General features: G+C 44.3%; 15 protein-coding genes and 2 pseudogenes. 13 read left to right on the forward strand and 4 right to left on the reverse strand.

Annotation, left to right across the window (positions count from 1 at the left end; genetic code table 11):
* Positions 1 to 67: 67 nt before the first annotated feature.
* Together FTT76_RS16420 and sul2 are read right to left on the reverse strand one after the other, a co-directional pair.
* Positions 68 to 370, reverse strand: coding sequence for a phosphoglucosamine mutase (locus FTT76_RS16420; protein WP_000251875.1), 303 nt, complete (start codon positions 368 to 370; stop codon positions 68 to 70).
* An 86-nt stretch (positions 371 to 456) separates the two neighbouring features.
* The gene (gene sul2, locus FTT76_RS16425; protein WP_001043260.1) at positions 457 to 1,272 is read right to left on the reverse strand and encodes a sulfonamide-resistant dihydropteroate synthase Sul2; all 816 of its coding nucleotides are present in this window, start codon (positions 1,270 to 1,272) and stop codon (positions 457 to 459) included.
* Between the two features lie 282 nt (positions 1,273 to 1,554).
* Between sul2 and FTT76_RS16430 the strand changes: the two are divergent.
* Together FTT76_RS16430 and FTT76_RS16435 are read left to right on the forward strand one after the other, a co-directional pair.
* Positions 1,555 to 1,866, forward strand: a pseudogene (locus FTT76_RS16430) (HNH endonuclease signature motif containing protein); the annotation flags it as partial.
* 550 nt (positions 1,867 to 2,416) lie between these two features.
* Positions 2,417 to 3,649, forward strand: a complete 1,233-nt coding sequence (locus FTT76_RS16435) for an ATP-binding protein (RefSeq protein ID WP_160255372.1) — start codon at positions 2,417 to 2,419, stop codon at positions 3,647 to 3,649.
* A 273-nt stretch (positions 3,650 to 3,922) separates the two neighbouring features.
* On the opposite strand, the gene FTT76_RS16440 is transcribed toward FTT76_RS16435, so the two are convergent.
* Positions 3,923 to 4,252: a DUF4236 domain-containing protein gene (locus tag FTT76_RS16440; protein ID WP_005403805.1), complete on the reverse strand. Its 330-nt coding sequence runs from the start codon at positions 4,250 to 4,252 to the stop codon at positions 3,923 to 3,925.
* Positions 4,253 to 4,460: 208 nt separating this feature from the next.
* Between FTT76_RS16440 and FTT76_RS16445 the strand changes: the two genes are divergently transcribed.
* From FTT76_RS16445 to brxL, 7 genes are read left to right on the forward strand one after another with little or no spacing between them, the layout of a single operon-like run.
* Entirely contained in the window at positions 4,461 to 5,327 is an 867-nt protein-coding gene (locus tag FTT76_RS16445; RefSeq protein WP_180004198.1) for a WYL domain-containing protein, read from the forward strand.
* Positions 5,328 to 5,337: 10 nt separating this feature from the next.
* Positions 5,338 to 5,949 (forward strand): DUF1819 family protein, encoded by a 612-nt coding sequence (locus FTT76_RS16450; RefSeq protein WP_121523422.1) that lies wholly within the window; start codon positions 5,338 to 5,340, stop codon positions 5,947 to 5,949.
* Positions 5,950 to 5,965: 16 nt separating this feature from the next.
* The gene (locus FTT76_RS16455) at positions 5,966 to 6,541 is read left to right on the forward strand and encodes a DUF1788 domain-containing protein (protein WP_086355031.1); all 576 of its coding nucleotides are present in this window, start codon (positions 5,966 to 5,968) and stop codon (positions 6,539 to 6,541) included.
* A 40-nt stretch (positions 6,542 to 6,581) separates the two neighbouring features.
* Entirely contained in the window at positions 6,582 to 10,262 is a 3,681-nt protein-coding gene (gene brxC, locus FTT76_RS16460; protein ID WP_180004195.1) for a BREX system P-loop protein BrxC, read from the forward strand.
* 46 nt (positions 10,263 to 10,308) lie between these two features.
* Positions 10,309 to 13,857 (forward strand): BREX-1 system adenine-specific DNA-methyltransferase PglX, encoded by a 3,549-nt coding sequence (gene pglX, locus FTT76_RS16465; RefSeq protein WP_180004193.1) that lies wholly within the window; start codon positions 10,309 to 10,311, stop codon positions 13,855 to 13,857.
* 43 nt (positions 13,858 to 13,900) lie between these two features.
* Positions 13,901 to 16,525 carry a BREX-1 system phosphatase PglZ type A gene (pglZ, locus tag FTT76_RS16470; protein ID WP_180004191.1) on the forward strand — a complete coding sequence of 875 codons (2,625 nt, stop codon included), beginning with the start codon at positions 13,901 to 13,903 and terminating at the stop codon, positions 16,523 to 16,525.
* 29 nt (positions 16,526 to 16,554) lie between these two features.
* The gene (gene brxL / locus FTT76_RS16475; protein ID WP_005021615.1) at positions 16,555 to 18,594 is read left to right on the forward strand and encodes a protease Lon-related BREX system protein BrxL; all 2,040 of its coding nucleotides are present in this window, start codon (positions 16,555 to 16,557) and stop codon (positions 18,592 to 18,594) included.
* A 123-nt stretch (positions 18,595 to 18,717) separates the two neighbouring features.
* On the opposite strand, the pseudogene FTT76_RS16480 reads toward brxL, so the two are convergent.
* Positions 18,718 to 18,954: pseudogene (locus tag FTT76_RS16480) on the reverse strand (hypothetical protein); the annotation flags it as partial.
* A 289-nt stretch (positions 18,955 to 19,243) separates the two neighbouring features.
* On the opposite strand from FTT76_RS16480, the gene FTT76_RS16485 reads away from it, so the two are divergent.
* The 4 genes from FTT76_RS16485 to FTT76_RS16500 are packed head-to-tail and all read left to right on the forward strand — an operon-like array spanning position 19,244 to position 25,395.
* On the forward strand, positions 19,244 to 19,660 hold the full coding sequence (locus FTT76_RS16485; RefSeq protein WP_227591103.1) for a cation efflux protein, CzcI-like: 417 nt from the start codon (positions 19,244 to 19,246) through the stop codon (positions 19,658 to 19,660).
* A 48-nt stretch (positions 19,661 to 19,708) separates the two neighbouring features.
* Positions 19,709 to 21,034: a TolC family protein gene (locus FTT76_RS16490; protein ID WP_035269736.1), complete on the forward strand. Its 1,326-nt coding sequence runs from the start codon at positions 19,709 to 19,711 to the stop codon at positions 21,032 to 21,034.
* 1 nt (position 21,035) lies between these two features.
* Positions 21,036 to 22,265: an efflux RND transporter periplasmic adaptor subunit gene (locus tag FTT76_RS16495; protein WP_016658777.1), complete on the forward strand. Its 1,230-nt coding sequence runs from the start codon at positions 21,036 to 21,038 to the stop codon at positions 22,263 to 22,265.
* Positions 22,255 to 25,395: an efflux RND transporter permease subunit gene (locus FTT76_RS16500; protein WP_179994455.1), complete on the forward strand. Its 3,141-nt coding sequence runs from the start codon at positions 22,255 to 22,257 to the stop codon at positions 25,393 to 25,395. The genes FTT76_RS16495 and FTT76_RS16500 overlap by 11 nt, the downstream gene beginning before the upstream one ends.
* Positions 25,396 to 25,406 lie beyond the last annotated feature (11 nt).

A 25,406-nucleotide genomic window follows, 5' to 3' on the forward strand; every position in this document is an offset into this window, starting at 1 on the left:
GTAAATTTTCAGCGTTGCTGGCTCCCCGTCAGCCGGATTGGGTTGCATCGCAGGGGTGTCGAAAGAGTCAACTGCGGTCCAAAGCTGTTGGACTTGGGTGAAAAGGGCGTTTATTCTTCCTATACGTTGTCGGCAGCGGGCCAAAAAGGAATACGTCCATGCCCATCGAGGTGAAACCGGCTGTGAGCGCGGGTTCAAGCATATAGCCCGACAGGCGCGTATCCTTGCCGATCACGACACGATGGCGGTGGTCACCGCGACGAAAGACACGGCCAGCCGCCATGCCGACGCGCAAGGCGGTTTCCGCCGTCATCGCGCCTTCGTTGGCTTTGCCACGAATACCGTCTGTGCCGAAATATTTGCGCACCATAAGGTCGATTATCCTGTCGTCGGGTCGCCCTCAAAGGGGACATGCCTGCTGAACCGCGAATATAGAGAAATATCCCGAATGTGCAGTTAACGAATTCTTGCGGTTTCTTTCAGCGCCGCCAATACCGCCAGCCCGTCGCGCAAGGGGCGCGGCTCGTGTGTGCGGATGAAGTCAGCTCCACCTGCGGCGGCGGCAAGCTCTGCAGCGAGTGTCGCGGCCCCGACATCCCCCGGACCACGGCCTGTGAGCGCGCGCAGAAAGGATTTGCGCGAAACAGACAGAAGCACCGGCAAATCGAAGCGCAGCCGCAATTCATCGAACCGCGCCAGCACCGAGAGCGAGGTTTCGGGAGCAGCCCCCAGAAAAAACCCCATGCCGGGATCAAGGACAAGGCGGTTGCGTTTGATACCGGCACCCGTCAGCGCCGCGATGCGCGCGTCAAAGAACGCCGCAATGTGATCCATGATGTCGCCAGCGGGTGCCTCGCGCCGATCTGCCTGCCCGTCTTGCACCGAATGCATAACGACGAGTTTGGCAGATGATTTCGCCAATTGCGGATAGAACGCAGCGTCTGGAAAACCGCGAATATCATTGAGATAGGCCACACCACGCGACAAGGCATAGGCTTGCGTCGCGGGTTGATAACTGTCGAGCGAGACGGGAATGCCATCTGCCTTGAGCGCGTCCAGCACCGGCGCGATACGCGCGATTTCTGTGTCGGACGAAACAGGCGCGGCGTCGGGATTGCTGGATGCCGGACCGAGGTCGATCACATCTGCCCCCTCGGCCATCAGCTTACGCGCCTGCGCAATGGCTGCGTCTGGCGCCAGATACCGGCCTCCATCGGAGAAACTGTCCGAGGTTATGTTGACGATGCCGAAAATGATGAGCGATTTATTCATGGGGGCTTCTATAATAATAATAATCGAGCATGAGTCTCATACGGATGCTCGGGTCGAAAGGGAATCCCCAGGCGAGTAACCTGTTTGCGGTGATCCATTAGCTGCAGGAGCAGAATAGCATACATCTGGAAGCAAAGCCAGGAAAGCGGCCTATGGAGCTGTGCGGCAGCGCTCAGTAGGCAATTTTTCAAAATATTGTTAAGCCTTTTCTGAGCATGGTATTTTTCATGGTATTACCAATTAGCAGGAAAATAAGCCATTGAATATAAAAGATAAAAATGTCTTGTTTACAATAGAGTGGGATATGTGGAGTCGATTAGTCCAATTTCTCGGTCAAAGCCCAAGGCCTTTTCGGCATTAACCAAGAGTCTGCTTAAGCACAATTTTCTGGTGGGTAATCATAACTTTTGCCTCATTTGTGATGGATTGATCTATCTTGATTCTACTGAATCGGATCATCGGATTGCCAAAGCCGTAGGTGGGCAAGGTGTTCTAGAGAATGGTCTGCTGGTTCATCCCATCTGTAATAGGATGAAATCAGATCTGAGCCTGGAAGAGATTAGAGCGGATTTGTTTGGTGAATTACTGTATTAATCAACAGAGCGATGAGCTCATTTTTGCAGAAGTATCAATGATTAATCACATGATTTAACTTTTGATACATTCAGCCAATATGGTTATTTTTAATTCAGTCCAGAATCACAACCAGAAACTAGCTGTAGTTTCTGAATGACCGTCAAGGTCCTTAGTTTCGCCCATAGATTCCCTCTGTGGGCTTTTTTTGATCAAAAATTGTATAGATGCTCTAAAATAAACCTTTTAGCATTTCATAAGCAATTAGGATTAAGGCTGAGACCATCAGCACAACAAAAATGAGTTCCACTCTAGTTAACAACTTAGTTCCATTTACTTTTCACTTAATTTATATAGCAGTTAACTCGTAGCATAAATGACATAACATGACATGGAAAATAATCAAAAAGACAGAATTTGGATTTTGATCAGATCTGCATGTTTACATGCTTCTACAGCAGCTTTGAATGTTTCACTTAACCTTTAAACTTTTCTTAAAACTAAATATATTTACATATACATTCTAAAATTTGATAGAATTTATTAAAACTTTAGATTCTAAGTGTAAATAATGAGAAGCGCTAATATTCGACGTGATGGCTACTTAAAATTTCTGAATACATGGCAAGACCGTGATGTCATTAAAGTGCTTTCGGGTGTACGTCGCTCTGGAAAATCCACCTTATTGGCGATGTTTCAACAAGACCTAAAAGCACAGGGCGTACAAGCCGAAAACATCATTGCCATCAACTTCGAATTTATGGAATTTGAAGAACTCACCGATTACCGTAAACTACATGATTATGTATTATCCAAAGTTGATAAAAGTAAAAAAAACTATGTTTTTTTAGATGAAATTCAACATGTTACAAATTTTGAGAAAGTAGTCGACTCTTTATATGTTCGGGATTATATCGATTTATATATTACAGGCTCAAATGCATTCTTTCTAAGTGGAGAACTTGCGACTTTACTTACAGGACGCTATATAGAGCAACATGTTTTACCCCTTTCATTCCAAGAATTTAAACAGTGGCATATTGAAAATAATCCGATCATCCAACAATTATCAAATCGTGATTTGTATGCCATGTATACGCGCAGTAGTTTCCCTTATACGCTTGCCATGACTAGCCAGCAGGAAACTTATGATTACTTGCAAGCGGTCTATGCCAGTGTAATGTTTAAAGATGTTATTCCACGTTTGAATACTGCCGATATTAACTCTCTCGAGCGTGTCACAAGATATTTGGCAAGCGTGACAGGCTCAGCTATTTCCATCAATAAAATTAAAAATACCTTTGTTTCAAGTGGGGTTAAAATTTCATTTGAAACAGTAAAACGCTATATTCAGGGCTTACAGGACAGTTTGTTATTTTATAGTGCCGCACAATTTAAAGTACGCGGGCGTGAGTTATTACAATCCTCTGAAAAATACTATTTAGTTGATGTCGGATTGCGCCGGATTATGTTGCCTGATGCTAATGCTGATCAAGGTCATATCTTAGAAAATGTGATTTATCTTGAGCTTGTCAGACGAGGTTATACGGTCTATGTAGGGCGGGTTGATGAATATGAAATTGATTTTGTTGCTGTCGATACTTTACAGAATTTAACTTATTATCAGGTGGCATTAGAAACGCTCAATGAGGAGACACTCAGCCGAGAGTTACGTCCATTACAGAAAATTTCTGATTCGTATCCCAAGTATTTGCTTACATTAGACACGATAGGGACTGAAGCGAATTATAATGGTATTGTAAAAATGAGTGCTCTCGATTGGTTGCTATCTGAAAATAAGTAAAGTTGAGGGTAGACATGGATACTATTATTTATTAATTAAAACTCAAAGACTTTTCAGCATTAACCAAGAGTGTGATCAAGCATAATTTCTGCTCCAATTGTGATGGATCGATTTACCTCGACTCGATTGAGTCAGACTATCATGATTGAGCCAGAGTCGCTTACTGAAAGTAGCGAGAATTGCGCTGGAGTTTCTGAAGGATATTAATTCCTTAGTTTGCCCATTCATCCATCTGGGCATTTTTTTTTTGATTAAAATACAATGCGGTTCTTGCTAAAAAATGACGGCACCCACCATAAAACACAATATTCCAAAAATAATCCAAGGCCATATCTTTGCCTTCGGTTGTTCTAAATTCTGAGGATTATATTCCGTGTGTTCTAGCGATGTCGGTTGTGGAACACGGGTCTTTTTAGAGTAAGGTTGGTGTTTAGAGTAAGATAGTCCCGTACCTGGAATGCCGACACTGGTTCGCGTACCTTTTTTCCCAATATTTAGAGAAGCACCAGGTTTGCCAATGCTGGCACTGCTGATGCCTTTATGGGTCAGATTAATTTTAAAACCCGGGAATAATTTAATACTTTTACGAAATCTAAAACCCATATTTCTCTCATTCTAAAACTTAGCTCAATTCACGCGCTATACCAGGATCCATGATCTGCTAGAGATCGTACTTTGACGGCTATCATCAGGATACTAGTATATTTTTTATCTGATGATTGCAATACTACCTTTAAATACCGTCAAAAATATTTACTGTATATTTGCTGTAGGGTAATCTTAAAGCTGCTATTTATTGACTGATTGGTATATGACGACAGATAAGCATGAAGTGCTTCTTCGAATGCGAGCCATCGAGTTGCTTGCTTACTGGGAAGGTCGTTTGGTTACCAATCGTTTGATGAGCTGGTTTGGGCTCAGTCGACAGCAGGCTTCTGCGGATATCAAGCGTTACAATACGCTGTATAACCCCGATGCCTTGATTCATGACCCCTCCGTCAAGGGTTATGTGCCTAAGGCCAGCTTCCAGCCTGTACTGACTACAGCGCATATCAATGAATATCTCAATATGCTCTCGGGCTTGGTCAGTGAATCGCATGCCCTTATTGCGATGCCAGAACCGAATCTTACAGCAGTTCAATTACCTGATCGCAGTGTACGTCCTGAAGTGATTCGGGAAGTTTTGCGTGCCTGCCGCAACCAAAGTACTTTAAAAATGATTTATGCCTCGATGCAGAATCCGCAGTGGCATGAACGCATCATTTCCCCACACACCCTGGTGTATACCGGTTTTCGCTGGCATGTCCGTGCCTATTGCCATCAGAGCAAGCAGTTTAAGGACTTTTTACTCTCCAGAATTGATCGCACACCTGTTGTGATGGCGATTGAGTCAGTAGGCCCTGCTCAGGATCAGCAATGGCATGAAGAAATTGTACTGACGCTGATCCCTAATCCAAAATTGAACTCATCACAACAAGCGCTGGTCGAAAAAGACTTCGGCATGCCTGATGGCAGATTACAGATTCCGGTGAAAAAAGCCCTGGCTCACTATACTTTGCAGCGATATCAGGCCGCGATCACGCTGGCTGAGGCGGATGATGCCTTGAAATATCCCTTGGTACTACAACGCTCAGATATCGAAAAGCTGTCGTCTTACCTGTTTGATCAGGCGTCATAGGAGATTGGCTATGTTAGAACAATTTCATTATGACAGTGACCTGATTGGCGGTTCCCTGATGGTGCGTGAAAGCCGGCTGATCGCGGATCTGTTATTACGAGAAGCGACTCCAGAACAATGGCATCAGGCCATTCAGATTGACAATATTCTGCAAAAAAGAACGCCTGCTTCAGCCCAACGTAACGCCACTGCCATTCGTAAGCGTCTTGAGCGCTTAGAGCCTGATTTCTGGAAAGCTTTGCGGGATGGGGATGATGAGCTGGCGACTCAGGTGGCTTTTTGTGGGGCACTGGAACGCAACCTGTTGCTGCTTGAGTTTATGGAAACGGTGATGAGGGATGCCTATATCTCCCAGGCGCAATACTTGGACAGTTATATCTGGTCAGATTTTTTGGATGAACGCTCACAACGTGATCCGGATATCTGTGATTGGAAAGAGTCCAGCAAGAAAAAAATGGGGCAGGTGGTGTTTCGCATGCTGGCAGAAGCCGGTTATTTAAAAAGTACCCGTAAGCTGGAGTTGCAGCGCGTGATCGTCAGAGCAGAGCTGCGTAGCCTGTTGGAAGAACATTATAAACAACGCATTAAAAGATCTATGGAAGTGTCGGTATGGACGCGTTAGTTGTAGAGGGGCAGCAATGAGTCAAACAATACATGAGCGTCTGAACCAGATTCCAGAGCGAATACTTTCAACCGAGTTTCTCACTGGACAAGGATTGGGCAATGAAATTGGCTTCTGGATTTTTGATTATGCACCTGAAGATGAGTTGAAGGTGCGCGAATATCTGCATTTTCTAGACGGGATGCTGGAGAAAAAACACAGTCAGCTGAAGGTGGTGAATATCAACCTGCTGCAAGCCGTGGTGGATTATCTGTCTGAGCGTAACTTCATCGATAAAGCCATTCAAATGCAAAAAGCCAAAGGCGATGAGGCGCTGCTCAAAGCGCTGAAAGGCCCACTGCATATGGATAAGTTCGCGCCCTATCTGGTGAGTAAATATGCCACCAATGCACAAGATATTGTGTTGATGACTGGGGTAGGGTCGGTTTGGCCACTGTTACGTGCCCATCACTTATTGAACAGTTTGCATTCGTTACTGGGGCATAAGCCAGTGGTGCTGTTTTACCCAGGTTATTACGACGGTCAAGCGATGAGTTTATTTGGAAAAATTCCAAGCAATAATTACTACAGAGCATTCAGATTAGTGCCTTAACACGGCAAATAGAAATAAGAATTCGGGGGAATGGATTGAGATGAACATTAAAGAACTTTTTTATAAGCCATTAGATCGTGCGATTAACGGGGTCGTAAAAGCAGACCAGAATGACAATACTACGGTTTATCAGGAACTCGATGAGTATGTGGTCACCAATGAACTGGAAAAGCATTTTCGGGACTTTTTCCAGTCTTATGGCACAGACCTGAGCGATCCTTCGATTGCCAACCGTGTCGGCGTATGGATTTCAGGCTTCTTTGGTTCAGGTAAATCACATTTCCTGAAAACCTTGTCGTATATTCTGGCCAATAAAGTGGTACGTGATGCGCAAGGTAACGAGCGTAGCGCCGCAGAATTCTTTGATGAAACTAAAATCCGCGATGCATTTATCCGTGCCGATATTGGCAAGGCCGTTAGCCATCATGCCGATGTCATCCTGTTTAACATTGACAGTAAAGCCAGTTCCAATGACGATGGCAATCCGATCCTGAATGTGTTTTTACGTGTGTTTAACGAGTATCAGGGTTTTAGTGCTGACCATCCACATATTGCCCATATGGAACGTCACCTGAGCCAGAAAGGGGTGTATGAACGCTTTAAACAGGCGTTTGAGGAATCCAGCGGCATGTCTTGGCTAGAAGAACGTGACGGATATCAGTTCTATCAGGATGATGTCGAAACTGCGATTTCTCAGGCACTGAATCTATCAGCAGAAGCTGCACACAAGTGGTTTGAGGATTCTGAGCAGACCTTTAGTGTTTCGGTTGAAAACTTCTGTCAGTGGGTGAAAGAATACCTGGACAGCAAAGGACCCCAGCAACGCATGTTGTTCTTGGTCGATGAAGTGGGGCAGTTTATTGGCAGCGATACCCGCTTGATGCTGACATTGCAAACCATTACTGAAAACCTGGGTACGATCTGTAAAGGCCGCGCTTGGATTATCGTCACCTCACAGGCAGACATCGATGCTGTTTTAGGTGAGATGTCTTCTTCCAAAGCCAATGACTTCTCCAAGATTGCTGGTCGTTTTAAAACCCGGTTATCACTGTCCAGTTCCAATACCGATGAAGTCATCCAGAAACGTTTATTACGTAAAACCCCAGAAGCAGAAGCATTGCTCAGATCAGTGTTTGAGCAAAAGGGCGATATCTTAAAAAATCAGATTACCTTTGACCGTTCAGGCCCAACCCTAAAGAACTATGAGGGGCCAGACAGCTTTATCCATAACTATCCTTTTGCGCCGTACCATTTTCAGCTGGTACAAAAAGTATTTGAAGAAATCCGTAAGGTCGGTGCGACCGGTGCACACCTGGCCTATGGTGAACGGTCCATGTTGGATGCGTTCCAGATGGCCGCGAATGCGATTGCTACAGATGAAGTCGGTGCCCTGGTTCCTTTCCACCGCTTCTATACTTCAGTGGAAGGATTTCTGGATACAGCAGTGAAGCGTACCATCGACCAGGCAGGGCAGAATAAGACCCTGGATGGTTTTGATGTGCAGATGCTGCGTACCCTGTTCATGATCCGCTATGTCGATATCATCAAAGGTACGCTGGATAACCTGGTGACTTTGTCGATTGAGAAAATTGATGAAGATAAGCTGGCATTGCGCAAGCGGATTGAAGAGAGCCTGCAGCGTCTGGAAAAAGAGAGCCTGATTACTAGGAATGGTGATGAGTTCCTGTTCCTAACCAATGAAGAGCGGGATATTACCCGAAAAATTAAAGCCACAGACTTAGCGGCTTCAGAAGAAAATAAAGAGTTAGCCAACCTGATCTTTAAAGATTTACTGCGCGATCAGAACAAATACCGCCATCAAGCCAACAAGATGGACTATCAGATTGGTCGTTTTCTGGATGGTCATAGCCTGGATGGCAAGTATGAGAGCGATTTGAAAGTTGAAATCATTTCTCCGCTGGATACGGAATACAACCTCTATACTGAAGCTTACTGTATTGGTAAAAGTACTCAGGCCGAAGGACAAGTCCTGTTTAAACTGGCAGACGATAAACAGTTCTTTAATGAACTGCGCACCTGGCTGAAAACCAATAAATTTATTCGGTTAAATGATGATGGCACTCAGTCCGATATCACCCGTATCCTGGCAGACCGTGGCCGTGAGAACCAGGAGCGTAAAAAACGCCTGCGTGTCCGGGTCGAAGAAATGTTGCTGGACGCGGAAAGTTATGCCTTGGGTCAACATCTACAACTTTCATCTTCAAGTCCAACCACCAAGCTGGATGAGGCTTGTCGTTATTTGCTGGAAAACACTTATACCAAACTGAGCTATCTGCAGGTCTATCAGCAGGATGCCTGGCGTGAACTGAACGCCGTCTTGACTGTGGATGATATGGCGCAGCTCGGATTGTCTCTGGATGGCGGTCAGAGCAATCCCAAAGCCCTACAGGAAGTGGAGCAGTACATTGCACTACGGGCCACCGGTACAGAGCGTATTCTGGTGTCAGATGTGGTGGATCGTTTTGCCAAACGTCCTTATGGCTGGCCAGATGCCGAGATTTTACTGTTGGTGGGTCAGCTGGCTGCGATGGGGCGGATTTCACTACAGTTAAATGGCGGCAGCTTACAGTTAAAAGATGCCTTTGAGCCTTTACAAAACAGCCGCCGTCGCCGTGATGTGTCGATCATTAAAAAACGCCAGACTGATGATCAGGTATTGAAACAGGCACGCCAACTCACCCAAGAACTGTTCTCGGCGATGGGACCAGCGACTGAGAAAGAGCTATTTGAATTCTATTTGCAGCATCTTAAGACTTGGTTAGCCAACTTTAAGTCGTATAAGAGTAAAACTGATGTTGGGCAGTTCCCGGGTAAGAAAGTGATTGAAAAGTCTATTCTGACTTTGGAACGTCTGCTGGCGAATAGCGACAGCTTCGATTTCTTTAAGGCCGTGGTCGAGAACAAGGACGACTATCTGGATCTGGAAGAAGATTATCGTGATATTCATGAATTCTTCAGCAACCAGATGCCAAGCTGGCAACAACTGCAACAGGCCTTACGTCATTTTGAGAAAAACAAACAGGCGCTGGGCAGTGATGAGGTGGCAAAAAAAGCCCTCTCTGAATTACATCGCATTTCCACCCTTGAATCGCCCTATGGTCTGTTAAATAAAGTGGCTGATTTGGTTCGTACAGTGGAAAGCGTCAATGAGCAATTGTTGACTGAGAAGCGCAATCAGGCGATAGAACACATTGATGACAAGATCAAACAGTTAGAAGCCGAGATTAAAAACAGTGGTATTGCCACCGCTGAGCTGAGTAACAAGCTATTACGCCCACTACAACTGCTGAAAACGGATATTGAAGTGGAAACTAGCCTGTCCACCATCTATATGTTGCAAACTCAAACCAGCGTCGAGCGTTTTGATGAAGCCTTGTATGAGTTGGAAAGCGAAGTTCAGGCGGAAATCCAGCGTCAGGCCAAAGCGGCACAACTGGCTCAGAGCAAAGCCGAGAGTGTGGCGAGTTCAGCAACTACAGCCAGCCCAGTTACATCAACACCTGCTGCGAGTCCGGTACAGTCTGTGACAGCCGTAGTGCCACCGAAACCTGTTGTCGAAGTTGATGTCGCCAGCATTTACAGCAAAAGCTCAAGTAGTGTCTATCTGGAAACAGAAGAATCAGTGGATCAGTTTGTAGACGCACTCAAAGCTGAACTGAAAAAAATCGTGAGTGATAAAAAGCGTGTGCGTATCCGCTAACTCGGGTTAGGGATATCGGCATCAGTCATTAATTAAAGGTTTAAAGATGAATACCAGTAATATTAAAAAATACGCACCGCAAGCACGAAATGATTTTATCGCAGCGATGCGCAAGCAAGCCGCTAAATATGGCATCACCGCAGACCGCATTTTACCGGCAGAACAGAAAGGGGACTTGCTGCTGATTGGCGATCAGGTTTTTCCGCTATCAGTCATGAAACCACGTGAGAAGCTGATCAAGCGCATTCAAACCAGCAGTTTTGAGCAGACGATTGATTATATCGCTTATAGCTGGTTTAACCGTCTCTGTGCCATTCGCTACATGGAATGCAAAGGCTTACTGGATCATGGTCGCCGTGTGCTGAGCAGTGCCGATGGTAGTGCAGGCTTGCCGCAGATTCTGGAAGAATGTCTGGACATTGAGCTACCGGGTTTAGATGCCAGCCGTGTGGCTGAACTCAAGCTGGATGGCAATAAAGACGAAGAACTCTATCGTGAATTGTTACTGGCGCAGTGTCATGCGTTGAATCAGGTGATGCCACTCCTGTTCGAACAGGTGTCTGATGAGTCAGAACTGTTATTACCGGATAACCTGACCAAAACCGATTCGTTGATCCGTGATCTGGTCAGCAGTATTCCAGAAGAAGACTGGTCGGATGTGCAGATTATTGGCTGGCTGTATCAGTTCTATATTTCTGAAAAGAAAGACCAGGTGATTGGTAAAGTTGTCAAAAGTGAAGATATCCCTGCCGCGACACAATTATTCACCCCAAACTGGATTGTGAAATACCTGGTACAGAACAGTGTTGGTCGTCTATGGATGATGGCACAGCCAGAAAGTATGCTTGCCAGTGGGTGGGAATACTATATTCAGCCGGCTGAGCAAAGCGATGAAGTCAATGCACAGTTAAAACAGCTGATTGATGTACGGATCAGTGAAGATGGCGATAGCTTAAACCCTGAAAGCATTACGGTACTGGATCCGGCCTGTGGTTCGGGGCATATTCTGGTGGAAGCCTACGATTGCTTAAAAGCGATTTATTTGGAACGTGGTTACCGCAGTCGTGATATTCCACGTTTGATTCTGGAAAACAACCTGTACGGGATTGATATTGATACCCGTGCCGCGCAGTTAGCCAGTTTTGCGCTATTGATGAAAGCGCGTGAGGATGACCGCCGTTTATTTAGCAATCCACCGAAGCTGAATATTATTGCGCTACAAGACAGTCAGGATTTAGATGCAGATCAAATCTGGAAAGATCTCAACTTAAACCAAGCATGGCAAAAAGGCAGTCATGTCGATCTGTTTGGCAATGATCAAAAGGATTTAAGCAGTCCTGAAAATGACGAACGTTTTAAGCTGATTCAGGAAGTTTTAGCTAAGTTTAAAGAAGCCTCAACTTTTGGTTCTTTAATTTGTATGGATAGCCCAGAACAAGATTTTATCGATTTGCAAAATACCTTAGAAGGCTTGGTTATTGAGGGCGATACCTTACAGAAAGCCGCTGCTAAAAAATTATTGCCTTTGGTTATACAAGCAAAACTTTTAGCGAAAAAATATGATGCTGTAATCGCTAACCCGCCGTATATGGGTGCGAATACAATTACAAACTTAAAAGAATTCGCTAAAGATTACTATCCTGATAGTAAATCAGACCTCTTTGCCATGTTTATAGAACGTGGTTTCGATTTTTGTAAAGAATCTGGTGCTAGTAGTATGGTAACAATGCAGGGATGGATGTTTTTAACATCATATCAAAACATGCGGGAAAAATTACTTCTAAATCATTCAATTTGGACTATGGCTCATTTGGGAGCCCGAGCTTTTCCAGAGATATCAGGCGAAGTTGTACAGACTGTAGCATTCGTAGGTCAAAAAAAACATATAGGGGGTGTAAAGCCGGCTTTCTTCAGATTAGTAGATAAAAATCATGAGGAAAAACAATACCTATTAAAAAATAATTTAAATCGCTTTGATACAACCATTCAAGAAGATTTCCAAAAAATACCATGTAGTCCTATAGCATATTGGGTAGGTAATTCTATACGTGATAATTTTGAGAAAATGCCAGCATTAGCGGATATAGCTAATGCTAAAAGTGGACTAACAAGCGGAGATAAACCTAGGTTTGTAAGAGAGTGGTATGAAGTCAATCATACTAAGATCAATTTTGTAGCCAAAAATAATCAAATTAATTTAAATAAATGGTTCCCACATAATGATGGTGGTACTGCAAGAAAATGGTATGGAAACAGAAATCATATTATTAATTGGGAAAAAAATGGATTTGCAATTAAACAGCAGCGTAATTCTACCATTCGAAATCCATCATATTATTTTAAAGCTGGCGTAACCTGGACAGATATTTCGAGTTCTTTTTTTTGTGCAAGATTAGTAGATGAAGGCTTTATATTTGAAAATACAGGTTCTATGGTTTTTTCAAATAATTTAATAACAACATTAGGTTTATTAAATTCAAAAGTTGTTTTCTACTATATGAATCTTATGAATCCTACCTTACATTTTGGAGTTGGCGAAATAAATAAACTTCCATTTGATGTACAAGCAGCTAATGAAGAAAATATTAAGGTTTGTGTTCAATTATCTAAATATGATTGGGACTCCTACGAAACCTCATGGGACTTTACCCAAAACCCCATTATTCGTAGCCAACAGCCAAACTTAGAACTAGCGTTTAACACATGGCAACAGCAAAATACTGACGCCGTGGCTGAAATGAAACGCTTGGAAGAAGAAAACAATAAGCTGTTTATTGATGCTTATGGTTTACAGGATGAACTTACACCAGACGTACCAGATGAACAGATCACTTTAACTCGTGCCGACCGTGAAAAAGACAGCCAGCGTTTAGTCTCTTATGCACTTGGCTGCATGATGGGGCGTTATAGTCTGGATGAACCAGGTCTGATCTATGCCCATGCAGGTAATCAAGACTTTGATGCTAGCCGTTATCAAACATTCCCGGCAGATGCTGACGGTATTATTCCATTGACCGAAATGCACTGGTTTGAAGATGATGCAACGCACCGTATTCGAGAGTTCTTAACTGCCGTTTGGGGGAAAGAGACACTGGATGCCAATATGCAGTGGCTCGCAGAAAGCTTAGATAAAAAAGCCAGTGAAACGGCTGAAGACACCATTCGCCGTTACCTCGCCAGCAAGTTCTATAAAGATCACATGCAGACCTATAAAAAGCGCCCGATCTACTGGCTATTCAGCAGTGGTAAACAGGGGGCTTTCCAGGCGTTGGTGTATTTGCATCGTTATAACGAAAGCACCTTGGCGCGTATGCGTACCGAATATGTTATGCCACTGATTTCCAAAATGTCCGCCTATGCTAATTCTCTGGAAACAGCAAAAGAAAGCAGTGACTCTGCGGCTGAAATCAAACGCATCGAGAAAAAACTGCAAGACTTGCATAAGCAACAGGCTGAACTCAGTACTTTTGAAGAAAAGCTGCGTCATTATGCCGATCAGCGTATTACGTTAGATCTGGATGATGGGGTGAAAGTCAATTATGGCAAGTTTGGGGACTTGTTGGCTGAAGTCAAAGCGATTACGGGGGAGAAATGATGAATGCTTTTTCTCCGGTACTAGACCTTGATGAGGTCGTTGCATGAATTTAAGTCAACTACAACAAGGTCTGGAACAAGCCTTTTATATTGAACAGCACCGGATTGTCTTCTGGTACGATGCGGAACAGTCCTTTAGCGAAGAAGTAAAGGCGTTAAAACTGAATGATGTTCATATTCTGAATATGGCAGAAGAATCCAGCCTTGCGATTAAGCTTAAACTGGAACTTGAGGATCAGCAGGGCAAATACTTGCTGTATTTTCCAAGTCCTGAGCCTGAAACTGAAAAAGACTGGTTACTGGACATCAAGCTCTATTCACGCATCTTCTATGCCGATCGTTTCTCGATTATTTTCAATGAGCTTGGGCTACAGCAACAAAGTTTAAGAGAACATCTGGCCAAACGTGAAGAGTTCCTCAAAGCCAAAGCCCGTCTGAGCGCATTAAAACGTTATACCCAGCCTGATGCAGATGAACAGAATCTGGATATGGCCATGATTGCAGCTGTGGTCAAGGCCGACAGTGCCGAACTCATGCATATCGTTCTGGCACTGGCAGATGAAATGGTACAGCAGAACCTGGCTCTGGAAGTCAATCCAGACTCCTTTGCTGAACTGGAAAAATTCCAACTGGTGCCAGCTTTGGTCACCGCATTACAGGCGGAAATTGGTTATCCAGCATCGGTTGAAGAATTGAATGGGGAAGCACCATTCAAGCTCGGTACGTTCTTTATCCGTTTGATGACTACAGGTTTCTGTGAAAGCCTGGGCGATATACCGCTATGGGCTCAAGAACTGGTGATGTCATCCGTCAGCTCCCGTGCGACGGCTAGAGCCTTTTTGTCGCGCTGGAGAGACAGTTCTAAATACTACCCAACCTTCGATACGCTTTCCCAGACCGTGGCGAATGCACTGCGGATCCAGGAGAGGGTCGGGGCCTTTGATCTGGGGCAGCTGCTGGATGTCATGACCTTTGAAGTGATTGAACAAAAGATCATTGTTGATTTGGCCAGTCATATCCCTGCAGCAACCAAAGCTGAACTGGAACATTTCAGAACGATTATTTCTACCCGTCTGGATGGTTATTGGGCTTCCAAACATAAGGATGATGCAACACGCCGTAAATATCGTACTGTCTATACAGCGTTGCAGGCAGCCATTGAGCTGTTTAGCCTGCGACAGCAGTTTGATGCCGGTTTCTATTTCGACTCCAGTGAAGCTTTGTATAAAGCCTACGAGCAGGAGTTGTATCGCTTTGATATGGCCTATCGCCACTACAGTGCTGCTTCTCAACGCGCTCATGTCGATATCCTGAAAAAACTCGATGAAGAAGTGGAAAATTGCTATTCCTACTGGTTTATTGACCACTTGGCACGCAACTGGGGCGAGCGGATTGAAGCTGAGCAACGCTTGAATGTCTGGAAAATGGCAGATATCCCAAATCAGCAGAACTTCTACGATACTCACGTTAGACCCTTACTCAGTTCCGCAACGAAACGCCGTATTGTGGTGATTATCAGTGATGCTTTCCGTTATGAAGCTGCGGTAGAGCTGCGTGATCGTATCAATGAAAAGCGTTATTCTGAAGCGACCTTGTCTTCACAGCTGGGCGTTGTCCCAAGTTACACCACACTTGGCATGGCCTCGTTGTTGCCGCATCAGACTTTGGAGTACAAAGAGGCCGCAGGTGATGATGTTTTAGTAGATGGGCAGTCCAGCAAAGGGACTGCAGCACGATCCAAAATTCTGGCTGCCTATAATGGATTGGCAGTAACCGCTGAAATGGTAAAAGGCTGGTCGCGTGATGAAGGCCGTGAAGCGCTGAAAGATCATGAGCTGATTTACGTTTATCACAACGTGATTGATGCACGCGGTGACAGTGCCTCGACAGAATCAGAAACCTTTATGGCGGTAGAACATGCTATTGAAGAGCTGACCGAACTCAGCCGCAAAATCTTAATGCACTTCAATATTTCTACCCTGTTGATTACAGCCGACCATGGCTTCCTGTTCCAGCAAAGTAAACTGGAATCTGCGGATCGTTCAAGCTTGACTGAAAAACCTGCCAATACATTGAAGAGCAAAAAACGCTATGTGATTGGGCATGGTTTACCAGAGAGCAAGGAAGCCTGGAAAGGCTCAACCCAAGCTACGGCAGGCACATTATCTGCGACTGATTTCTGGATTCCAAAAGGGGCGAACCGTTTCCATTTCGTAGGAGGCTCACGTTTCGTGCATGGCGGCATCATGCCTCAGGAAATTGTGGTACCGGTACTGATGGTAAAACAGCTACGTGGTGAAAAGGCTGGACAGCGGACCAAGCGTAAAGTTGAGGTCATTTCTACCAAATCCACGCTGAAGATGGTCAATAACATCCAGAAGTTTGATTTGATGCAAACCGAAGCTGTCAGTGAGCTGGTCATGCCAGTGACTTTATCCATTGCCATTTATGATGGGGATCTTAAAGTTTCCAGTGAAGAAACTTTGACTTTTGATAGCACTACCGACTCTGTTGCCGATCGGGTCAAACAGGTCAGACTGTCATTGTCTGGCACTGATTTTGACCGTAAGAAAGATTACTTCCTGGTACTGAAAGACAAAGACCTGAATATCGAGATGCAACGCTATAAGGTCACCATTGATTTGGCATTTACCGATGACTTCTTCTAATAACGAATTAACGATAGAGCGTAGCCTACATGGAATCTGCTAACGATAAAGAACTGGATCAGCTGCTGAATGAACACTTTGCTGGGCGGGTGGTACGTAAGGATCTAACTAAACTGATCAAAGAAGGGGCCAATGTCCCTGTCTATGTACTCGAATACCTGCTGGGGATGTACTGTGCCTCGGATGATCCAGAGATCATTGAACAGGGACTACGTAACGTAAAGACCGTACTGGCTGAGAACTACGTCCGACCGGATGAAGCCGAGAAGGTGAAATCCCTGGTCCGTGAACGGGGCAGTTATAAGGTCATTGATCGGGTGACTGTAAAGCTGAATGAGCGTAAAGACAAATACGAAGCATCATTTAGTAATCTTGGCATCAAAGATGCCGAAATCTCGGCAGGCATCGTCAAAGAGTATGAAAAATTACTTGTTGGTGGTATCTGGGTCATTGCTACGCTCAGTTATTATTTTGAAGAAGGACAGACTAGTTCTCCATTTGGCGTGAGCTTACTCAAGCCGATTCAAATGCCGAATATGAATATGGATGAACTTTTCAGTGGCAGAGCAGCATTAAGCACTGATCAGTGGCGCGAGAGTTTAATCCGTTCGATCGGCATGGAACCGGCTTCGTTAAAAGAGGATGTGCAATGGCACCTATTAGCGCGTATGGTTCCGTTCGTTGAAAATAACTATAACGTTTGTGAACTGGGACCACGCGGTACCGGGAAAAGCCATATTTACAAAGAGTGTTCACCGAATAGTATTTTAGTCTCCGGTGGACAAACGACTGTCGCCAACCTGTTCTATAACATGAGTAGCCGCCGTATTGGTCTGGTGGGCTTATGGGATGTGGTAGCTTTTGATGAAGTTGCTGGTATTTCCTTTAAGGACAAAGATGGCGTACAGATCATGAAAGACTACATGGCCTCAGGATCTTTTGCCCGTGGTCGTGAACAGATGGAAGCCTCAGCTTCGATGGTTTTTGTGGGTAATATTAACCAAAGTGTTGAATCCTTGGTGAAGACTAGCCACTTATTGGCTCCTTTTCCTGAAGCCATGATCGATTCAGCATTCTTTGATCGCTTTCATGCCTATATCCCGGGTTGGGAAATTCCGAAAATGCGCCCGGAATTCTTTACCAACCGTTATGGCTTGATCGTTGATTATCTGGCTGAGTTCTTCCGGGAAATGCGTAAGCGTAGTTTTGCGGATGCCATTGAGAAGTACTTTAAGCTAGGGAATAACCTGAATCAGCGTGATGTGATTGCCGTTCGCAAGACGGTTTCTGGATTGATGAAGCTGCTCTACCCACATGGTCAATTTAACAAAGAAGATGTACGGCAATGCCTGGAATATGCGCTGCAGGTGCGCCGTCGGGTCAAAGAACAGCTGAAAAAAATTGGGGGGATGGAATTCTATGATGTGCATTTTAGCTATATCGACAATGACACCCTAGAAGAGCATTTTGTTTCGGTAAAAGAGCAGGGTGGAGGTGGACTTATTCCCGAAGGTCCTGCTAAACCAGGCTTCCTGTATACCATTGGCCTCAGTAATAAGGGCATGCCAGGCTTATACCGCTTAGAACTTCAAGTCACTAAAGGTTCAGGAAAATTGGCGACATCTGGCTTATGGAATTCAAGTAGTGCCAAAGAACAGGTCAAGATTGCTTTTGATTACTTCAAGGCCAATGCATCCCGGATCTCGGGGGGCAGTAAGGTGCTGGAACATGATTTCCACTTACATGTGGTGGAATTACAGAATACCGGCCCGCTCAGCCATCTTGCTCTGCCAAGTTTAGTGGCTTTCGCTTCTGGCCTCTTAGGACGATCGGTACAAAGTCAGATGGTGGTACTGGGTGATATGAGCTTGGGTGGTTCAGTGACACCGGTGGAAAGTATTGCCGAATGTCTGCAAGTTGCTTTTGATGCGGGTGCCAAGAAGGTTGCTTTACCAATGAGTAGTGCGGCAGATATCCCAACGATTCCTGTGGAACTGTTTACCAAGTTCCAGACCAGCTTTTATGCAGATCCGGTGGATGCGGTGTTTAAAGGGTTAGGGGTGGATTAATTTCATATCTGTCTGGAAGAGTTACAGTAGATTGTTTTAAATTCAGTTTCTCAAGTTAAACACCATGTTGTAAAAGCATAATACTGCCTCTTTTAAAGAGCTAGTATTTTAGGGGGGATTACCCTTCATTTTTTTTTGATCAGATATCTGTTGTACTTTGACAGGATTTTGTTGATCTAAATATTTTTGATACCAAACACGCAATGTTTCAGGAGTACAACCGATTTTAGGATCAATAGCTGTGATTGCTGCCCAAGTAGAAGGATAATCTTTTTCAGATTCAATCAATAATTGAACCGCTCTTTCTCTGATTTCAGGGGGCAATTTTACTTTGCCATTTGTAAGGTAAAAGGGGTCAATTTTAGAATGCCGTTGACAATGTATCGCCTTTTGAGTTTGAAGCAATGTACAATGATAAGATTAACCCGTTAGGTCAGGTGGCCTAACTTAAATAAAAAGTCTCCGACAAACCCGGTACGGTTCACTATCTATTGTTATTCTTACCTGAAATTGATGTGAGCTTATAGAGACAAGGTAAATTTGCAAAAGTGCCGGCTATTCAGTGTTCATTGAATGTTTAATTTAATTTATTAAGCTTGACCTTGGAGTGGCTCTAAGCCTTATACTTGGTACAAATTTTTCGATTGTTATGATGATGCGTTCTACTACATGGATTACAGTCTTGGTTGGATTGTTCATGTTCCAAAGCTTTTGGAATGTGGCGGCGGCCTTTTGTGTCCATGAACAACAGCCTCAATCACAGCAGAGTTATCATTTTGGTCATCACCAAAATACCTTGTGTGCCAGCGATAGTCGTCAACACGATCATAATGGACAGTCAGAAAACATAAAAACATTCAGTAGCGATTTAGAAATCGGTGAAGATCATCAAGATCATCTACCATCGATGACGCATTTGATTGTACAAAATGAAAAAGTAGATGTGTTTCATCCAAGCTCTGAAGTTAAAGTGAATCCACAATTTCATTGGAAAAACAGCTATCAGGCTCCTGACCTGTTTCAACAAAGCCCACCTCCCGAATTTTCCCCGCTCATGGTGGGGTAGCCTAAAACATTCCCACCACTTTTATTATTTAAATAAGTGGGAAAAATCATGTCTTCACAATCAATTATACTCTTGCGTCATAGCTTGGTTGCTTGTATATGTGCAGCGGCTATGCAATATAGCTATGCTGAAAACGTTACCAGCTTTGAATCCGCTTTAGCAAAAGTACAAAGTTACCAGACTCAAGACAAGCTGTGGCAACAAGTTCAGCAAATATCTGAATTGAATATTCAGCAAAGTCGGTTATGGCAGAATCCAAGTATAAGTTTAGAACAGTCTGGCTTTGGCTCAGGTCAAGAACAGGAATTCAATGTTGGCGTTAGTCAACCTCTAGATCTATTTGGTCAGCGTAAGCTGAACCGGGTGATTGCCAATACCTCGAATCAACAAATCCAATTGCAACAGCAATTATGGAAGGCACAAAGCCAACTGATTGTTAAATTTGCATGGTCGCAATTTGCACTTGCTGAGGTTGAGCAGTCTGCTTATTCAGTACAGTTAAAAACAAGTAAAGCCAATCTGGACAGTGCCCAGAAACGCTATCAGGCAGGCAGTATTGCCCTGGTTGATTTTGAGCGTACCCAAATTGAAGCGCTAGAAATCCAACGACTTTATCAGCAAGCGATGCTGAATAAACAAGCTGCCGGTCGTCAGCTGTCTAATTTGTGGGGGGGAGAAACATCTTCACATCTTCAATTGAATAAAACCGCTATCCCTTGGCCAGAGCAAAGTCTCCAAACTGTGCAACGGTATATTGCTGAAGGGTGGCTAGAAAAATTCTATGCCTTGAACATTCAGCAATCGGATCATCAAATTGAAAATTTAAGAATTCAGGCACGTCCCAATCCGACTTTAAATGTAGGTATGAAACGTAGCAAAACCCCTAATGAAAGCAACGATACGACTTTGGCAATCGGCGTGGCTATTCCACTGAATATTTTTAACCGCCAGCAATATGCGATCCCGATGGTCCAGCAACAGCAAATATTGCTGAACCAACAGCAGCAGCGTGAGCTGAAGCAACAAATACTCAATATTGCCAACAGCATGCATCAGCTCAAAGGTTTACGTAGCCAGTTCGATGCCACAACAGCACAAGTTACTTTGGCGACCAAAGTTCAGAGCCGTACTTTACAAGGGTTTCAGGCAGGGAAACTGTCCATTACCGACGTTCAGCAAGCAACCACCCAACTGCAGAATCTTCGATTGGGTCAATTACAAATTCTACGTCAAGCTTGGCAAACTGCCCTCGCAGCTGAGGCACTCAGTATTGGCACAAGTTATGAAGAAATTAGCCGTTCGGATGCCTATACACAACTGAATAAAAAGGCAGTCGAAGCATCGCAAAATTTAATCAATGGGGGAGCACGATAAAATGAACGCCAAGCAAAACGGAAAAATATCCCAGTCTCTCATGATTGCAATTTTGATTCTGATTACGGTCTTGGTCAGTCTGGTTATTTGGTTAAGTTCAAAAAAAACTGAATCTGAGGGGCATGGTCATGATGAGGGAAATGCCGAACATTCTGATGAAGATAGTTCTGAAGAAGGACATGCTGAAGAAGGCGAAATACAACTGACCAGCCAACAAATGGTTGAACAAGGTTTAAAAGTTGCTGTTGCATCCACAGGATTGGTTGAAAAGCTGACAACCCTGCCAGGTAAATTGGTGGTGAATACCGATCAACAAGCGCATATATCGCCTAATTTTAGTGGTCATGTCGAGCAGGTCAATGTGGCTTTAGGACAGAGCGTGCAAAAAGGACAAACGCTGGCTGTACTAATCGTGCCTGAACTGATCGACCAACAGGCAAATCTGCGTATGGCACAGGTGAATCTGGATTTGGCCCGTAAAGATTACCAGCGCGAACAGCAACTCTGGTCACAGGGGATTTCTGCCAAACAGGATTACCAGCGTGCCGAAAATGCCTACCGTCAAGCGCAGATTACTGTCCAGTCCTCACAAGCACGTTTAAATGCATTAGGTGCAAGTGGCAATAACAATGGGCGTTTTCTGATTAAAGCACCGATCTCTGGGGTGATCAGTCAAAAAGATATTGTGGTCGGTGAAAATGTGCAACTGGCTAATCAGCTCTTTGTCATTGAACAGCTGAAAGATTTATGGCTTGAGTTTAATTTGCCGAATCAATTCTCAGGTCAACTGCAAGCCGGGCAAAAAATTGACTTTAAAGTGAATGATTCAGATCAAATCTATAAAGCTACTGTACAAAGCTTAACCTCTCAGGCAGATGTACAAACAGGGCGTCTGGTGGTGCGCGCAAAACTCGATGCGCAAGCTACTGAGTTGCGTTCTAATGTGTTAGTGAGAGTGTTGATTCCGGAAGCTACAGCAAAATCAGCCCTTCGGATTCAAAAGTCTGCGCTGCAAAGTATTGAAGGTGAAGACAGTATTTTCATCGTAGATTCAGAACAAAAAGGTCAAGTCCACTTAAAAGCACAGAAAGTGCAATTGGGGCAGGCTTCAAGTGATGGACAATGGCTTGAAGTGATTTCTGGGCTGACTGAAGGGCAGAAGTATATCGCTCAAGGCAGTTTCTTGTTGAAATCTGAATTAGAAAAAGACGAGGCAGGCCATGAACATTAATTCTGATCTGCCAAAACCAGAAGGTTTATTCGAACGAATCATTCAGTTTTCCATACAAAATGCGATTTGGGTGTTGCTCTTTGTCTGTACCTGGATTGCGGTCGGGGTGTATAGCTATCAGAAACTCCCGATTGATGCTGTACCCGATATTACCAATACCCAAGTCCAGATTAATACTCAAGCCAAGGGTTTTACTGCGCTTGAAGTCGAACAGCGGATTACCTATCCCATTGAAAATGCCATGGCTGGCATTCCGGATCTGGAGCTTACCCGTTCCATATCCCGTTATGGACTCTCTCAAGTCACCATTGTCTTTAAAGATGGGACTGATATTTATTGGGCCCGTCAGCAGATTAACCAACGGATACAGGAGGCGCAATCTGAGTTGCCTGCACAAATCGCACCGACGATGTCCCCCGTTTCTACGGGTCTCGGTGAGATTTATCAATGGGTACTGAAGGCAGATCCGAATGCGAAAAAGCCGGATGGAACTGCATACACGCCGATGGATTTACGTGAGATTCAGGACTGGATTGTGCGTCCTCAACTGCAACGTGTTAAGGGAGTTGCAGAGGTCAACAGTATTGGTGGTTTTGAAAAAACCTATGTGGTCTCTCCCGATTTAAACCGGATGCAGCAACTGAATATCTCATTAGAACAACTGCAACAGGCTTTAGCGCAAAATAATGAGAACCGAGGTGCAGGTTATATTGAAGACAATGGTCAGCAACTGACGGTACGTGTACCGGGTACATTCAATGGGCTTTCTGATATTGAGAACACCATGCTGGGTAGCCCAAATGGCAGCCCAATTCGGGTTGGTGATATTGCGCAAGTCTCTATTGGGCATGATTTAAGAACCGGTGGGGCAACCTATAACGGCAAAGAAACCGTTTTAGGGATTGCCATGATGGCGATGGGGGGAAATAGCCGGACTGTTTCTAAAGCTGTGGATGCCAAGCTTCAAGATATTCAGAATAGTTTGCCTAAAGGGGTAGTGATTGAAACGGTGTACGACCGTACTACCTTGGTTGAGAAGGCGATTAAAACCGTTCAGAAAAACTTGGTAGAGGGAGCAATCCTGGTCATCATCATTCTGTTCCTGTTTTTAGGGAATATCCGTGCTGCCTTGATTACTGCCTGTGTCATTCCACTCTCTATGCTGTTTACCTTAACCGGGATGGCACAGAAAAATATCAGTGCCAATCTGATGAGTTTAGGTGCACTCGATTTCGGCATCATTGTCGATGGTGCTGTGGTGATTGTCGAAAACTGTATCCGGCGTTTAGCCCATACACAGCAACTGTTAAAACGACCTCTCACACAAAGTGAACGCTTTAAGGAAGTTTTTCTGGCTGCCCGCCAAGCACGTCGTCCTCTTATTTTTGGTCAGCTTATTATTTTGGTGGTGTATTTGCCGATTTTTGCTTTAAGTGGTGTGGAAGCAAAAATGTTCCATCCGATGGCATTGACAGTGGTACTCGCCCTTGTTGCAGCCATTATTTTATCGATCACCTTTGTGCCTGCTGCTGTGGCATTGTGGGTCAAAGGCGATATTCAAGAAAAAGAAAGTCGTTGGATGTTATGGCTAAAAGCTAAATATCAGCAAACTCTTGATATTTCGTATCAATACAAAGCAGTTGTGCTGACTTTTGCACTGTGTGTATTAGTGATTACGGGATTTATCAGTACCAAACTCGGCAGTGAATTTGCACCACAGCTCAGTGAAGGAGACTTTGCGGTACAACAGTTACGTTCACCAAGTACAGGCTTAGAAGAGTCTTTACGTATTCAGGAGAATACTGAAAAACTTCTTTTAAAGAGTTTCCCTGAAATTAAGGCAGTATTTGCCAGAACGGGTACAGCCGAGGTTGCAACAGATGTCATGCCACCCAATATTTCAGATGGCTATATCATGTTAAAGCCTCGTTCAGAATGGCCAAATCCTAAAGAAAGTTTAGATGAATTACGTGGCCGTATGGTGACGTATTTAGCCACGATTCCAGGCAATAATAGTGAATTTTCACAACCGATTGAACTCCGATTTAATGAATTGATCTCAGGTGTGCGTAGTGATGTTGGTGTGAAAATCTTCGGTGATGATATGAATGTCCTCAATACTGAGGCGACTAAAATCTCCAAAATCATTCAGCAAATATCGGGTAGCAGTGCCGTGAAAGTTGAGCAGACCTCAGGTTTGCCATTACTGAATGTCGAGGTAAATAAAACTTTGGCTGCACAATATGGTTTGAGTGTGCGTTCAATTCAAGACCTTGTGGCAACCAGTATTGGTGGACAAAGCGTGGGAGAGATTTTAGAAGGCGATCGTCGTTTTGATTTTGTTATCCGTCTTGGAGAGCAAGACCGTAGTGTCGCATCTGTTTCCCAGTTACCTATTCAGCTTCCAAATGGTGGCAGTATTTTATTGTCGGATGTCGCGCAAGTCTCGACCATTGAAGGAATCAACCAAGTCAGTCGAGAAAATGGTAAACGCCGAGTTGTGGTTACAACGAATGTTGAAGGGCGTGATTTAGGGTCTTTTGTTTCTGATGTACAGACACAGCTCAAAGCATACACTTTGCCAAGTGGTTATTGGATAGAATATGGCGGTCAGTTTGAAAATTTGGCTTCAGCCAAAGCACGGATGCAAATCGTGATTCCACTGGCTTTAATCACTATCTTTATTTTACTGATGGCGGTCTTTCACAATGTCAAAGAAAGTCTATTGGTCTTTACCGGGGTACCCTTTGCCTTGACCGGTGGTGTGCTGTTCCTTTGGCTAAGGGATATTCCATTATCGATGTCAGCTGGAATTGGCTTTATTGCCTTATCTGGTGTTGCAGTCCTCAATGGACTGGTAATGCTGACCTTTATTAAGGAATTAAGGGACAAATATCCAGTGCATAAAGCCGTGTGGCAAGGGGCTATTTTGCGCTTAAGACCAGTGTTGATGACAGCTTGTGTGGCTTCACTGGGTTTTGTACCAATGGCGCTGGCAACCGGAACAGGGGCTGAGGTTCAACGGCCACTGGCAACCGTAGTGATTGGCGGGATTATCTCTTCAACATTACTAACTTTGGTGCTGTTACCCGTGCTTTATCGTTGGATAAATGAAAAGAAAGTTTCTTAATCCAATAGATT

Source organism: Acinetobacter sp. YH01009 (assembly GCF_013420765.1).
GTDB classification, from domain to species: Bacteria; Pseudomonadota; Gammaproteobacteria; order Pseudomonadales; family Moraxellaceae; genus Acinetobacter; species Acinetobacter amyesii.